The organism is Collimonas sp. PA-H2 (genome assembly GCF_002564105.1).
In the GTDB taxonomy this organism is placed as follows: Bacteria; Pseudomonadota; Gammaproteobacteria; order Burkholderiales; family Burkholderiaceae_D; genus Collimonas.
In genome coordinates, this window is the sequence record NZ_PDBX01000001.1 from 2,875,919 (window position 1) to 2,889,869 (window position 13,951).

A 13,951-nucleotide genomic window follows, 5' to 3' on the forward strand; every position below is an offset into this window, starting at 1 on the left:
CAAGGGTAAGCTTAACAATCAAACCAGAAAAAACTACAAGGCCTTGCGCAGATTAACAGACGGAATTTTTAGTGCTTCGCGATATTTTGCGACGGTGCGGCGGGCTACCACCATACCTTGTTCCGCAAGCATGTCGGCAATCTTGCTGTCAGAGAAAGGGTTTCTTGAATCTTCCGCTCCTATGAGTTGCTTAATGAGTGCCCTGATTGCTGTTGAGGAAGCCTCTCCACCTGCCTCAGTAGCAACATGGCTGCCGAAGAAATACTTCAGTTCAAACATCCCGTGGGGAGTGAGCATGTATTTCTGAGTGGTTACACGTGAAATAGTACTCTCGTGTAGACCCAGTGTATCAGCTATTTCGCGCAACACAAGCGGCCGCATGGCGACCGCGCCATGGGAAAAAAAGTTCCGCTGGCGTTCGACGATCGCTTGTGCGACGCGCAAAATGGTGTCGAAGCGCTGCCGCATATTCTTGATCAGCCACTTGGCTTCCTGCAGCTGCGAAGTGAGTGCGCCATCGCCCTTGCTCTGCTTCAGGATGTTGGCATATAAGACATTTACCCTGAGTCTTGGCATGACGTCATTGTTCAGCATCACCTGCCAGCCTTGTTTGCTGCGCCTGACGATCACGTCCGGCACCACATAGTCGGAGGCGTTGGCGGCGAACGGTGCGCCGGGGTGGGGATTGCACTGCTTGATGACGGCTTGCGCTTCGCGCAGGTCCTCGTCGTCGCAATCCAGGGCTTTCTTGATTTTATTGAAATCGCGCTGCGCAAACAGCGCCAGGTGATCTTGCACAATCGCCAAGGCCAGGCGGCGCGTGACGAATGGCACTTTGACAAAACGCTTGATCTGCAAGGCCAGGCATTCCGGCGCGTTGCGCGCGCCGACTCCTGCCGGATCGAAGCTCTGCACCATCTTCAGCGCCATCGACAATTCTTCGACGGCGATCTCCAGCTCGGCCGGCAGACGCTCCAGGATTTCTTCCAGCGACTCTTCCAGATAGCCGTTATCGTCCAGCGCATCGATCATCAGCTCGACCAGCGCGCGGTCGCGCAAGTCGTGCATGGCTTCGCGCATCTGCTGCAACAGATGTTCGCGCAGCGTCGTTTCATGCGCCTCCAGCTGCGGCCGCGCATCTTCATCGTCCGAGGTTTTCGCGCTGCGCGAGATGTCGTCGAAACTCCATTCGCTGTCGGCATTGTCAGTGCTGCTTTCAGCCGCCGGCGCTTCGGCGCTGGCTTCGCTCTCGGTCGGCGAGCTGCTCACTTCGCTGTCGCCGGCCGGCGCTTCCATGGTCGACGCAGTGCCGCTGATGGCGCCGTCCGCCAGCAGCCGCACCGAATTATCAAGCGGATCGTCGACCCGCTCCAGCATCGGGTTGTCCGACAGGATCTGTTCCAGTTCCTGATGCAACTCAAGCGTGGAAAGCTGCAGCAGACGGATCGACTGCTGCAGCTGAGGAGTCAGCGCAAGATGTTGAGAGGTGCGTAGCTGGAGTGATTGTTTCATGGCTTCCGTGCGGACAATTCACTTCTGTTATTTGTTGTACGGAGTTTAAGTACCGCGCTGGCAAGGCGAATTAATCTGCCTGCATTTACATCGTTCTCACACCGTGAAACTACATGCGGAAATGCTCACCCAGATAGACCCGCCGCACCGACTCGTCGGCGATGATGTCGTCCGGACTGCCGCTGGCCAGCACGCTGCCCTGGTTGATGATGTAGGCGCGGTCGCAGATGCCCAGCGTTTCGCGCACATTGTGATCGGTGATCAGGACGCCGATGCCGCGTTCCTTGAGGAAGCGGACGATGCGCTGGATCTCGATCACGGCAATCGGATCGATCCCGGCGAACGGCTCATCCAGCAGCACGAAGCGCGGATTGGTGGCGAGCGCGCGGGCGATCTCGACGCGCCGCCGTTCGCCGCCCGAGAGCGACAGGGCCTGGCTCTCGCGCAGCTTTTCAATCTGCAGCTCGTGCAGCAGCTTGTGCAGCTGCTCATCGATCTCGGCCTTGCCGAGCGCCTTGCCGTTGGGACGTTGCAGTTCCAGCACGGCGCGGATATTGTCTTCCACCGTCAGCTTGCGGAATACCGATGCTTCCTGCGGCAGGTAGGACAGGCCCAGCACCGCGCGGCGATGGATAGGCAGGCGCGAAATGTCGACGCCGTCTAGGTCGATTTCGCCGCCGTCCGAAGGCACCAGGCCGACGATCATGTAGAACGAGGTGGTCTTGCCGGCGCCGTTCGGACCCAGCAAGCCGACCACTTCGCCGCAGCGCACTTCGAGCGAGACGTCATGCACCACCTGGCGCGCGCCGTAGCTTTTTTGCAGGCCCTTGGCGATCAGCGTGCTAGGGGCGCTCATGGCGCCGCCTTTGGCCGTGGCTGGATGACGGCGCGGATGCGGCCGGCGCCAGGCTGGCTGACGCCGTTGACGGTGTTGTTGACGGAATAGAATTCAGTGCGGCTGTCGTAGGAAATGAACTCGCCGTTGACTTCGTCGGTCGGTTTGTCGCCTTGCAGGCGGCGCATCTGGGCCTTGGAAAACAGCTTGGTGATTTCGGTCTTGCCGTCGTATTCGATGCGTTCGGCGTGGCCGTCGATCCACAGGTCCGGGCCGCCGTCGCGCTTTTGCTTGAAAGTGGCCAGCTTGCCCGGCGCCGCATACAAGGTGGCGAACTGGTAGCCGGACGGATCGGTGGTCACCACCACGCGGTCGGCCTTCATGATCAGCGTGCCGCGGGTCAGGACCACATTGCCGGTAGCGACGTTGACCTGCTTGACGTCGTCATAGGTGAGGGTGTCGGAGTCGATCAGGGTCGGCTTCTCGGAATCGGCTTTTTCTGCGTGAGCGACGCCGATGGCGCCAAGCAGCAGCAGAGAGAGAAAAAATATTCGTTTCATGAAAAATCCTGGGTAATGGATAGAGGCCTGCGCATAAATTGTCTTGCTGATCCGCTTATTTTGCCGCCGCACGCGGCGCGCTGCGCAAGACGCCGCTCACCTTGCTGAACAGCTTCAGTTCGCGTGTGGAGTTATTGAAATGCATGCCGGTGCCGTTCAAGGTCGACAGCCCCAGGGTGATTTCCACCGGCTTGTCGGATTCCATGATGTCGTCGTCGGGCAGCAGCAGCAGATATTCGGATTTCAGGTGGAAGTTGTCGGCCAGCGGCGTCTTTGGCCGGTCGGCGTTGACATTCTCGTACAGATGCACCTTGCTGTTGTTGTCTTCAATCATGGCGCGGTTGGCGACCAGGTTCATCGGCGGCTTTTCCTTGTCCAGGCTGTGGATCACCGGCTTTTGCACATCGAAGGAATCGTTGACCGGATTGTGGGTCAGCAGGTCGCCCGAGATGTTGTAGCGCGGCTGGCCGTTGGGCGCCATCTGCACATAGTTGAAATGCTCGACATAGTAATCCGGCTGGGTGCGCGCCGGCTTCGGCAGCAGGTCTTCGGTATTCTTGTGCATGACCTGCAGCAGCCAGAAGCTGCCCAAGGCCAGCACGATGAACAATACCAGCAGCAGCATGAAGCGAAAGCGGTAAGTGGTGCGGAGATTTTTCATGCCTGGGTTTCGCCCGTCTGGTTGCTGCGCAGATAGGTCGCCAGCGTAGCGTCGTAAGTATTCTGCACTTGCATGATCAGGTCGCAGATTTCGCGCGCCGCGCCATGGCCGCCGCTGGCTTGCGTCACGTAATGCACACGTGAACGGACGTCGCGATGGCCGTTCGGCACGCTGACCGCAAAACCGGTCTGCGACAGGATAGGCAGGTCGATCACATCGTCGCCGATGAAGCCGCAATCGGCGGCGCTCAGCTGCAGCTGTTCCAGCAGCTTGATGAATGCCGCGTATTTGTCGTGCACGCCTTGCTGCACATGGGCGATGCCGAGGTCGCCGGCGCGGCGGCTGACGATGGCCGACTGCCGTGCGCTGATGATAGCGGTGGCGACGCCGCTTTGCTGCAACTGCTTGATGCCGTGGCCGTCCAGCGCATTGAAGCGCTTCAGCTGTTCGCCGTCGGCGCCGTACAGCAGGCCGCCGTCGGTCAGGATGCCGTCGACATCGAAAATCATCAGGCGCACCCGCGCGGCGCGCGCTCTCGCATCGGCACTCAGGGTATCGGCAGTGACGTCGGCGCCGCTGCGCGTCGTGGTGGCCGTCATCAGATCACCTTGGCGCGGGTCAGGTCATGGATATGCAGTGCGCCGACCAGTTCACCGCTGGCGTCGGTCACCAGCAGCTGGTTGATGCGGAATTCTTCCATCATCTGCACAGCATCGACTGCCAGCTGCTCAGGGCCTATGGTGTGCGGATTGGCATGCATCACGTCGGCGATCTTCAGCTTGGTGAAATCCTGCACCTGTTCGATCAGGCGCCGCAGGTCGCCGTCGGTAAACACACCGACGACATGGAAGTTGTCATCCACCACCGCCGTCATGGCGATGCCCTTGCGCGTGATTTCCAGCAGCGCCACCGACAGCGAGATATCCGCCGTCACCGCCGGAATCGCCTCGCCGCTGCGCATGACGTCGCGCACGTGGGTCAGCAGGCGCCGTCCCAGCGCGCCGCCCGGATGCGAGCGGGCAAAATCTTCTTCGCGGAAGCCGCGTGCGTCCAGCAGCGCCACCGCCAGGGCGTCGCCCATGGCCAGGGTGGCGGTGGTGCTGGCGGTCGGCGCCAGGTTCAAGGGACAGGCTTCCTGGGCCACGGCGACGTCCAGGTGCACATTGGCGAGTTGCGCCAGCGCCGACTCCGGTTTGCCGGTCATGGCGATCAGGGTGGCGCCCATGCGTTTGATGATAGGTACGATCGCCATCAGCTCGGCGGTTTCGCCGGAATTGGAAATGGCGATGAAGGCATCGTGCTCAGTCACCATGCCAAGGTCGCCATGGGCCGCTTCGGCCGGATGGATGAACAGGGCAGGCGTGCCGGTGGAAGACAGCGTGGCGGCGATCTTGCGCGCGATATGGCCGGATTTTCCTATGCCGGAGACCACCACCCGGCCGCTGCAGCCGAGCAGCAAGGCGATCGCCTTGGCGAAAGGATCATCAGGGGAATCGGAAATCCGGTTTTTCAATGCATTGATGGCATCGGCTTCGATTTGCAGGGTGCTGCGGGCAAGTTCCAGCGCACGTCCGGCATCGAAGGCTGCGGACAAGGTTTTGGGCGAATTTGGGGCATCGGGTAGAGTCATCCCGAAAGTATAAACGAAATCCCAAAGCAAAAAACTTGCCAGTCTAGATCCGCTTCAATTAATCTGTGTTCAGCCTATCCGCATTTGGCGTTGCTGCAACATAATGTTGGTATTGAGTTAATCTAATTTTTAGGCGCGCATGCTTTCAGGACTTGAACTGACAATTTTGCTGCTGGGCTCGGCGGTATTAGGCGTGGTGGCGTTCCGTAGTTTCCACCTGCCGCCCATGCTGGGCTATCTGGTGGTGGGGATCCTGATCGGCCCGCACGCGCTCGGTTTTGCCGAAGACAACGCCACCACCCATGCACTGGCGGAATTCGGCGTGGTGTTCCTGATGTTTTCGATCGGCCTCGAATTTTCCTTGCCGAAACTGACGGCGATGCGCCATATCGTGTTCGGCCTCGGCATGGCGCAGGTGCTGCTGACCATCGGCGCCACCATGCTGTTCAGCTGGATGATGGCGCTGATCCTGCCGCAATACACCAATATCAGCTGGCAGGCGGCGTTCGCCCTGGGCGGAGCGCTGACCATGTCGTCCACCGCCATCGTCTCCAAGCTGCTGACGGAAAGAATGGAGCTGGAGAGCGAGCATGGGCGCCGCATCATCGGCATCCTGCTGTTCCAGGACCTGGCGCTGGTGCCCTTGCTGATCGTGGTGCCGGCGCTGGCCGAGCACAGCGGCAACCTGCTGGCCACGCTGGCCTGGGCCAGCGCCAAGGCGCTGCTGGTGCTGGCCCTGCTGCTGTTTTTCGGCCAGAAGCTGATGCGGCGCTGGTTCCAGATCGTGGTGCGGCGCCGTTCGCAGGAACTGTTCATGCTGAACCTGCTGCTGATCACCCTGGCCGCCGCCTGGATTACCGAACGCGCCGGGCTGTCGCTGGCGCTGGGCGCCTTCATCGCCGGCATGCTGATCTCGGAAACCGAATACAAGCACCAGGTGGAAGAGGACATCAAGTCGTTCCGCGATGTGCTGCTGGGCCTGTTCTTCATCACCATCGGCATGCTGCTCAACCTGCGCCTGGTGTTCGAGCACTGGTGGCTGGTGTTGCTGCTGCTGATCGGTCCGGTATTCCTCAAGTTCGCCCTGATCGCCGGCCTCGCCAAGATTTTCCGCTCCTCTACCGGGGTGGCCCTGCGCACCGGGCTGGCGCTGGCGCAGGCCGGCGAGTTCGGCTTCGTGCTGCTGAACCAGGCCGGCGGCCTGCAACTGGTCGATCCCTTGCTGGTGCAACTGATCCTGGCGTCGATGGTGCTGTCGATGCTGGCCGCGCCTTTCATCCTGGCCAAGTCCGACGCCATCGTGATGAAGCTGTCGGCCAATGAATGGATGATGCAGTCGCTGGCGCTGACGCAGATCGCCACCCGCACCATGTCAACCAAGAAACACGTGATCATCGCCGGTTTCGGCCGCAGCGGCCAAAGCTTGGCCAAGCTGCTGGAAGAAGAAGGCATCGGCTATCACGCCCTCGATCTCGACCCGGACCGGGTGCGCGATGCGCGCGCCGCCGGCGCCCACGTTTCCTACGGCGATGCTTCGCGCCGCGAAAGCCTGGTGGCGGCCGGGGTGCACCGCGCCGCCGCCCTGGTCATCACTTACGCTAGCACGCCGTCAGCCTTGAAAGTATTGCATCACGTCAGCGAACTGGCGCCGAGCCTGCCGGTGATCGTCCGTAGCTATGACGACACCGATCTCGACAAGCTGCGCGCCGCCGGCGCCACCGAAGTGGTGCCGGAAGCCATGGAAGGCAGCCTGATGCTGGCTTCGCACGCGCTGGTCATGCTGGGCGTGCCGCTGCGGCGCGTGGTGCACCGGGTGCAGGCCTCGCGTGATGAGCGCTACGCCGCCCTGCGCGGATTCTTCCATGGCGTCGATGACGCCCCTGACGCGGCGGATCATTTGCAGGTGCGCCTGCATACGGTGGCGCTGCCGGAGGGCGCCAGGGCCATCGGCCGCAGCCTGGCCTGGCTGGGGCTGCCGGAAATGGGGGCTGAAATCACCGCTTTGCGGCGCGGCCGCAGCGGCATCGCCATCACGCCGGAGGCTGTGTTGCAGGTAGGAGACATTGTGGTCTTGCGCGGCGCCGCCGAGGCGATCTCGCGCGCCGAGGGGCGTTTGCTGCAAGCGTGGAGCAGCGCCAGCCAGCACAGCGATGAAGATCTTTGAAATAATCCGTGCGGCTGTGAGGGCTGAGATTAAGCGTTGAGATTAGGAGCGGATATTTCCTGCGAGACAACGAAGATGGCGGCCTGCGGATCGCCTTTGTAAAAAAACTTAAATAATACCCATTCTCATTCAATCGACCTTTACAATACCCATCTTTTAAGAGCAGGTGTGGGATTGTGAAAAAGGCGCTACGTCACTGGTTGGTCAAATTGCACCGCTACAGCGGCTTGCTGCTGTCCCTGTTCATCGTCATGGCGGGCTTGACCGGCGCCGCGCTGGCGTTCAACGATGAAATCGACGCCTGGCTCAATCCGCAGTTCTACCACCTTGCCTCAAGCGGCCCGCACCAGCCTATCGATGCGCTGGCGGCCAAGGTCGCGCACGATTATCCGCAGGCCCGCTTAGCTTTCTTCTCAATGGAGGCGGATGCCGACGCGCCGCTGCAGGCAAGGCTGCGCGCGCGCCATGAGGATGAGGCGCTGGCAGTCGACACCGTGTTCATCGATCCGGTCACCGGCGCAGTGGTTGGCGAGCGCAATACCAAGGCAGTCAGCCTGGCGCCGCAAAACCTGATGCCCTTCTTGTTCCGTCTGCATCGCTACCTGCTGCTGGACAAGCCCGGCGCCATCATTTCCGGCAGCCTCGGCCTGCTGTGGCTGGCGACGCTGCTGATCGGCTTCGCGCTGGCCTGGCCCAAGCATCGCAGCGGCTGGCGCAAGGCGCTCACGGTCAAACGCGGCGCCGGAGCTTTCCGCCTGATGTATGACTTGCACCGCTCGGTCGGCCTGGTGGTCGGCGTACTGCTGGTGGTAACCGCGTTTACCGGCGCCGTGATGAATCTGCCGGATGTGGCGCGGCCGCTAGTCGCCAGCCTCTCGCCCCTGACCAAACCGCCGCAGTCCTCGGCGCATGAAGGCAAACCGAAGATCAGCTGGCAGCAGGCGCTGGCCTCGGCCCAGGCCAGCATGCCGCTGGCGGTTCCGGTGCGAATTGCGCGCGACGATAAGCACAGCCTGTATCAGATCCGCATGCTCAGGCACGACGATATCCAGGACAGCGGCAGCGTGCGGGTCTTTGTCGACGCTGTCGACGGCCAGGTGCTGCGTTCGCTCGACCCCCTCAAAGGCTCGGCCGGCGACGCTTTCATCGGCGTCCAGTACGGTTTGCACACTGGCCAGCTGCTGGGTTTGCCGGGCAAGATGTTGGTCGCTTTCCTGGGCTTGCTGCCGCTGTTGTTTACGATTACCGGCATCGCCATCTGGCTGAAAAAACGCAAGTCGGAAACGATTGTGCGGGCCCGTCATCTGCACCAGGCCTGATCGCCTGCGAGCTATCTGCTCTGGCGCAACCTGCCATATAGCCAGCCGGTCTTGCTGCCGCTGAGCGTCAGCGCCATCTGCTGGCGCGCAATCGGCAGGCGGCAGACCGGACCGAGAGCGATATCGCGCAAGGTGCTGGCGATGCGCGAGTCGGACTGGAAGAACGGCGTCAGCAGCTTGCTGGCGCCCTGGTAGTAGCGCAGATGGGGGCGTCGCCGTTGCGAATACAGCGCCAGCGCCGGCTCCACCGCTGAGCTCTCGGCAAAACAATGCGCCAGCGTCATGGCATCGACCAGCGCCAGGTTGGCGCCTTGCCCCAGTTGCGGACTGGTGGCATGGGCGCAATCGCCGATGCAGACCACCCGGCCGTCGTGCCAGTGACGCATCTGCACATCGGCGTAGCGCGCGAAGGTGAGCTGTTCCGGCCTTTGTATATGTTCCAGGACCGAGGCTACCGGCGCCAGCGCCAGCACGGTTTTCTTCCATGCCGCCAGGCCTTGCTCCTGCCAGTGCGGCAAGCGATCCGCGCGCAAGCTCCAGAACATGCTGAGGATAGGCTGCGTCATTTCCTGGTAGGCGAATCCGGTCGGCATCAATCCCAGCATCTGCTGCGCATGGCGGAACCACTGGCGCAAGCCACCCTGGGTCAGGCCGTCGTCCGGCACCAGCGCCCACAATGCGCCCCAGGGATAGGGCGTCACTTTTTGCGGAATCGCCAGCGCCGCCCGCAAGTCCGAGCGGGTGCCGTCGGCAATCACGGCGCAGTCGAACTCGCCCGCCGCGGCTTCGACGCTGCCGGGCGCCGCATCGCGTGAAAACAGCAGGGCCTGGCCGCCGCGCTGCTCTATGCGGGAGATGTTGATGCCGCTGCAAACCTTGATGGCAACCGTCGTCAGCGCTTCCCACAATACCGAAAACAAGGCGCCGCGATGCAGGCCGAGGCCGAACGACTGTGTGTCATGGTGGCGATAGCGCACATCCAGCACGGTGCGGCCGCCGGCCGTGGTGCCGAACAGGCGGTCGTTGCGGGCGCCGTGCGCCAGAATCGGATCGAGTAATCCAAGTGCATCCAATACGTGCATGCCGGTAGGCTGAAGCAAGATGCCGGCGCCGACCGCGCTCGGTTGCGCCACGCGCTCGAACAGCGTGACATGGTGGCCGGCGCGCGCCAGGAACAGCGCGCTGGCGGCGCCCGCGGTGCCGCCGCCTATGATGGCTATACGCTGCATGCTGGGATATCCCGAGGTGGTGATTAGCTGCTAAGCAGAATGTCTTCCGAGGCGGCGGAGCGGCTGCCGGGGACCGGGGGATTGCTTTTTCCATGGTAGGCAAACACAACCGATTCCTTGACGGTTTCGGTATTGTTGCGGCCGGCGGCATGGAACAGGCCGCTATGGAAAAACACCACGTCGCCCTGCTGCAGTTCGACCGATTTTCCCTGTGTGAACAGGGCCTGGTTCGCGACCATTTCCGGGCGCAGGAAATCCAGCTCATCCATCTGCTCGGGTTTGATGTCGAGTCGGTGGGAGCCCGGAATGAAACGCAGGCCGCCATTGTTCGCGTTCTCGCTATCCAGCGCCAGCCACACCGAAATCAACTCGTTGCGCGGGAACGACCAGTAGCGGATATCGCGATGCCAGCCGGTCGCGGTGCCGAAGTGGGGATGCTTGGTCATCACGCAATTGTGGTGCGACAAGGTCAGGCAGACCGCTTCGCCCAGCAGCAGCTCCAGCATCGCCACCAGCTGCGGATTGCTGGCCCAGGCACGATAGCTGCCGTCGCGCTGGTAGGCGTTGCGCAGACGGCGCGCGGTGCGGCCGCCGACGCTGTCGAGCGTCTTCGGCGCGCCGGCATAGCCGACCTCAGATTCGTATTCCAGCGGCGTCACGGCTTGCGCCAGGTGGGCGTTGGTGGTGGCCGCCATCAGTTCGCAATCGGCGATCGGGACCAGGCGCGGCAAAATCAAGAAACCATCTTTTTCGAAAGCGGCTATCTGCGCTGCAGTCAGCGCCGGGGTGGTGTTGGTGGACATCGTTATCTCGTTATCGCAGGCCCCGGCCGCGCTGGCCGGGGACGTGCCTGTTTATTTTTTCTTTGGTTTTTCCAGCAATGGTCCCAGATACTTGCCGGTGACGCTGGCCGGATTCGCCGCCACCTGCTCCGGCGTGCCGGTAGCGATAATGCGGCCGCCGCCGGCGCCGCCTTCAGGGCCGAGGTCGATCAGCCAGTCCGCGGTCTTGATGACATCCAGGTTGTGCTCGATGATGACCACGGTATTGCCTTGGTTGCGCAGGCGGTGGATCACCTTTAATAGTAGATCGATGTCGTGGAAGTGCAAGCCGGTAGTCGGCTCGTCCAGGATATACAGGGTGCGGCCGGTATCGCGCTTAGACAATTCCAGCGACAGCTTGACGCGCTGCGCCTCGCCGCCGGACAGCGTGGTGGCGCTCTGGCCGAGGCGGATGTAACCGAGGCCGACATCCAGCAGTGTATGCAGCTTGCGCGCAATCACCGGCACCGGCTTGAAGAATTCATAGGCTTCTTCCACCGTCATGCCTAGCACTTCGGTGATGCTCTTGCCTTTGTAATGCACTTCGAGCGTCTCGCGGTTGTAGCGCTTGCCATGGCAGACATCGCACGGCACATAGACATCCGGCAGGAAGTGCATTTCGACCTTGATCACGCCGTCGCCCTGGCAGGCTTCGCAGCGGCCGCCCTTGACGTTGAACGAGAAACGGCCGGCGTTGTAGCCGCGTTCCTTGGCCATCGGCACGGTCGAGAACAGGTCGCGGATCGGCGTGAACAAACCGGTATAGGTGGCTGGATTGGAGCGCGGCGTACGGCCGATAGGGGCCTGGTCGACCGAGATCACCTTGTCAAAATGTTCCAGCCCGCCGATAGATTCATGCGCCGCCGGTTCCGCCTGCGAGCCATACAGATGGCGCGCGGCAGCGTGGTACAGGGTGTCGTTGACCAAGGTTGACTTGCCCGAACCGGAAACGCCGGTGACGCAGGTCAGCAGGCCGACCGGCAGATTCATCGTGACGTTCTTCAGGTTGTTGCCGGTGGCGCCGGTGATGATGAACTGACGATCCGGATCGGCCGGTGTGCGTTTTTCCGGCACGGCGATTTTCAAGGTGCCGTTCAGGTACTTGGCGGTCAGCGATTTCTTGCTTTTAAGGATCTGTTCCAGCGTGCCTTCGGCAATCACTTCGCCGCCATGCACACCGGCGCCCAGGCCCATGTCGACCACATAGTCGGCGGTGCGGATCGCATCTTCGTCATGCTCGACCACCAGCACGCTGTTGCCGATGTCGCGCAGATGGCGCAAGGTTTCAATCAGGCGGTCATTGTCGCGCTGGTGCAAGCCGATCGACGGTTCGTCCAGCACATACATGACGCCGGTCAGGCCGGAACCGATTTGCGACGCCAGCCTGATCCGTTGGGCTTCGCCGCCGGACAAGGTATCGGCGCTGCGTTCCAGCGACAGGTAGTCAAGGCCGACATTGTTGAGGAAGGTCAGGCGCGAGACGATTTCCTTGATGATGCGATCGGCGATTTCCTTCTTGGCCCCGGTCAGCTTCAGCTTTTCAAAGAAGGACAAGGTTTCGCGCAGCGGCGTCGCCGCGATTTCATAAATGGCGCGTTCCTGCTTGCCGTTGCCGACCTTGACGAAGCGCGCTTCGACGCGCAGCCGCGCGCCATGGCAGGAAGGGCATTCTTTTTCATTGATGAACTTGGCCAGCTCTTCCTTGACCGCCATCGAATCGGTCTCGCGATAACGGCGCTGCAGGTTGTTGACCACGCCTTCAAAGGTGTGTTCCTTGATCACCGTGCGGCCGCGTTCGTTGACATAGCTGAACGGAATGGTTTCCTTGCCTGAGCCGTACAGTACCGCCTGCTGGGCTTTTTCCGGCAGCTTTTCAAACGGCAGGTCGATATCGAAATCGTAGTGCGCGGCGATGCTGGTCAGCATCTGGAAATAGAACTGGTTGCGGCGGTCCCAGCCCTTGACCGCACCGCTGGCCAGCGACAGGTTAGGGAAGGCGACGATGCGCTTGGGGTCGAAAAATTCGATATGGCCGAGGCCGTCGCATTCCGGGCAAGCGCCCATTGGATTGTTGAAGGAGAACAGGCGCGGTTCCAGTTCCTGCAGCGAATAGCCGCAGATCGGGCAGGCGAACTTGTTGGAGTACACATGCTCGAGGCCGCTATCCATTTCCAGCGCGATCGCGCGGCCTTCCGCCAGCCGCAGCGCGGTCTCGAAACTTTCCGCCAGGCGCTGCTTGACGTCAGCCTTGACTTTCAGGCGGTCGATCACGACGTCGATGGTGTGCTTTTCGGTCTTCTTCAGCTTGGGCAGGTCATCGACTTCATAAATCTTGGCGGTGCCGGTGCCGCTCTGGATGCGGAAACGCACAAAGCCCTGCGCCTGCATCTGTTCAAACAGATCGACATGCTCGCCCTTGCGATTAGCCACCACCGGCGCCAGGATCATCAGCTTGGTATCTTCCGGCATGGCCAGCACCGCATCCACCATCTGCGACACCGATTGCGCCGCCAGCGGCTTTTCCGGATGGTCCGGGCAATACGGCGTGCCGACGCGCGCATACAGCAAGCGCAGGTAATCGTGGATCTCGGTCACGGTGCCGACGGTGGAGCGCGGATTATGCGAGGTGGCTTTCTGCTCGATGGAAATCGCCGGCGACAAGCCTTCGATCAGGTCGACATCCGGCTTTTCCATCAGCTGCAGGAACTGACGCGCATAGGACGACAGCGATTCGACATAGCGCCGCTGGCCTTCAGCGTACAGCGTGTCGAACGCCAGCGACGATTTGCCGGAGCCTGACAAGCCGGTGATCACGATCAGTTTGTTGCGTGGTAAATCCAGATTGATGTTCTTGAGGTTGTGCGTACGTGCGCCCCGAATGCGGATCTCGTCCCGATTTTTATCCATCTACAGCTTTCAGCGTAAGCAGCGTAAGTTTAAATTAAGGCCGTGTTGGCTTGTTGGAATTGCAATTCCCACGCCTGAAAGGCTTGCTCGTCTCGCTGGCGGGGCGAATAGCCCGGCGTCAGCCCTGTGCGGCGATACCATATCAAACGGATCAACCTGACACTATATCAGGGTCGGGATTTTTAAGTTTGTTCGGCCTGTGCTGTCCGGCTAATGCTTGCGCGGCTGCTACGCTCAGCTCTTGCTAGCCATATCCCTTTTTATTCGCGTCCGCGAGAGCCTTTGCTCGAATGTTCTTTACCGCGTATCCGTA

11 protein-coding genes are annotated in these 13,951 nt (G+C 61.3%); 2 read left to right on the top strand and 9 right to left on the bottom strand.

Annotation, left to right across the window (positions count from 1 at the left end; genetic code table 11):
- Positions 1–33: 33 nt before the first annotated feature.
- From BCF11_RS13095 to BCF11_RS13120, 6 genes are all read right to left on the bottom strand, one after another.
- Entirely contained in the window at positions 34–1,512 is a 1,479-nt protein-coding gene (locus BCF11_RS13095; protein WP_098495111.1) for an RNA polymerase factor sigma-54, read from the bottom strand.
- Between the two features lie 109 nt (positions 1,513–1,621).
- Entirely contained in the window at positions 1,622–2,368 is a 747-nt protein-coding gene (gene lptB / locus BCF11_RS13100; RefSeq protein WP_098495112.1) for an LPS export ABC transporter ATP-binding protein, read from the bottom strand.
- A complete protein-coding gene (gene lptA / locus BCF11_RS13105) occupies positions 2,365–2,907 on the bottom strand; it encodes a lipopolysaccharide transport periplasmic protein LptA (protein WP_098495113.1) in 543 nt (180 codons plus the stop codon). The genes lptB and lptA overlap by 4 nt, the downstream gene beginning before the upstream one ends.
- Before the next feature lie 55 nt (positions 2,908–2,962).
- Positions 2,963–3,568 carry an LPS export ABC transporter periplasmic protein LptC gene (gene lptC, locus BCF11_RS13110; protein ID WP_098495114.1) on the bottom strand — a complete coding sequence of 202 codons (606 nt, stop codon included), beginning with the start codon at positions 3,566–3,568 and terminating at the stop codon, positions 2,963–2,965.
- Complete coding sequence (locus BCF11_RS13115; protein ID WP_098495115.1) at positions 3,565–4,167, bottom strand: HAD family hydrolase; 603 nt, start codon at positions 4,165–4,167, stop codon at positions 3,565–3,567. Before BCF11_RS13115 ends, lptC begins: the two co-directional genes overlap by 4 nt.
- Complete coding sequence (locus BCF11_RS13120) at positions 4,167–5,198, bottom strand: SIS domain-containing protein (RefSeq protein ID WP_098497483.1); 1,032 nt, start codon at positions 5,196–5,198, stop codon at positions 4,167–4,169. The genes BCF11_RS13115 and BCF11_RS13120 overlap by 1 nt, the downstream gene beginning before the upstream one ends.
- A 139-nt stretch (positions 5,199–5,337) precedes the next feature.
- Between BCF11_RS13120 and BCF11_RS13125 the strand changes: the two genes are divergently transcribed.
- Both BCF11_RS13125 and BCF11_RS13130 read left to right on the top strand, forming a co-directional pair.
- On the top strand, positions 5,338–7,362 hold the full coding sequence (locus tag BCF11_RS13125; protein WP_098495116.1) for a cation:proton antiporter: 2,025 nt from the start codon (positions 5,338–5,340) through the stop codon (positions 7,360–7,362).
- Positions 7,363–7,538: 176 nt separating this feature from the next.
- Positions 7,539–8,681 (top strand): PepSY domain-containing protein, encoded by a 1,143-nt coding sequence (locus tag BCF11_RS13130; RefSeq protein WP_143751327.1) that lies wholly within the window; start codon positions 7,539–7,541, stop codon positions 8,679–8,681.
- A gap of 11 nt (positions 8,682–8,692) precedes the next feature.
- Here the strand turns inward: BCF11_RS13130 and BCF11_RS13135 are convergent, their stop codons facing one another.
- The 3 genes from BCF11_RS13135 to uvrA are packed head-to-tail and all read right to left on the bottom strand — an operon-like array spanning position 8,693 to position 13,638.
- Positions 8,693–9,910: an NAD(P)/FAD-dependent oxidoreductase gene (locus tag BCF11_RS13135; RefSeq protein WP_098495118.1), complete on the bottom strand. Its 1,218-nt coding sequence runs from the start codon at positions 9,908–9,910 to the stop codon at positions 8,693–8,695.
- A 23-nt stretch (positions 9,911–9,933) separates the two neighbouring features.
- Positions 9,934–10,713, bottom strand: a complete 780-nt coding sequence (locus tag BCF11_RS13140) for a phytanoyl-CoA dioxygenase family protein (RefSeq protein WP_098495119.1) — start codon at positions 10,711–10,713, stop codon at positions 9,934–9,936.
- Positions 10,714–10,764: 51 nt separating this feature from the next.
- Positions 10,765–13,638 (bottom strand): excinuclease ABC subunit UvrA, encoded by a 2,874-nt coding sequence (gene uvrA, locus BCF11_RS13145; protein ID WP_098495120.1) that lies wholly within the window; start codon positions 13,636–13,638, stop codon positions 10,765–10,767.
- Positions 13,639–13,951: the final 313 nt, after the last annotated feature.

What these genes read in the sequence shown, in the direction of transcription:
- BCF11_RS13120 (WP_098497483.1), bottom strand. Translation starts at nt 5,198, where the DNA reads ATGACTCTACCCGATGCCCCAAATTCGCCCAAAACCTTGTCCGCAGCC.
- lptB (WP_098495112.1), bottom strand. Translation starts at nt 2,368, where the DNA reads ATGAGCGCCCCTAGCACGCTGATCGCCAAGGGCCTGCAAAAAAGCTAC.
- BCF11_RS13135 (WP_098495118.1), bottom strand. Translation starts at nt 9,910, where the DNA reads ATGCAGCGTATAGCCATCATAGGCGGCGGCACCGCGGGCGCCGCCAGC.
- lptA (WP_098495113.1), bottom strand. Translation starts at nt 2,907, where the DNA reads ATGAAACGAATATTTTTTCTCTCTCTGCTGCTGCTTGGCGCCATCGGC.
- uvrA (WP_098495120.1), bottom strand. Translation starts at nt 13,638, where the DNA reads ATGGATAAAAATCGGGACGAGATCCGCATTCGGGGCGCACGTACGCAC.
- BCF11_RS13115 (WP_098495115.1), bottom strand. Translation starts at nt 4,167, where the DNA reads ATGACGGCCACCACGACGCGCAGCGGCGCCGACGTCACTGCCGATACC.
- BCF11_RS13095 (WP_098495111.1), bottom strand. Translation starts at nt 1,512, where the DNA reads ATGAAACAATCACTCCAGCTACGCACCTCTCAACATCTTGCGCTGACT.
- lptC (WP_098495114.1), bottom strand. Translation starts at nt 3,568, where the DNA reads ATGAAAAATCTCCGCACCACTTACCGCTTTCGCTTCATGCTGCTGCTG.
- BCF11_RS13125 (WP_098495116.1), top strand. Translation starts at nt 5,338, where the DNA reads ATGCTTTCAGGACTTGAACTGACAATTTTGCTGCTGGGCTCGGCGGTA.
- BCF11_RS13140 (WP_098495119.1), bottom strand. Translation starts at nt 10,713, where the DNA reads ATGTCCACCAACACCACCCCGGCGCTGACTGCAGCGCAGATAGCCGCT.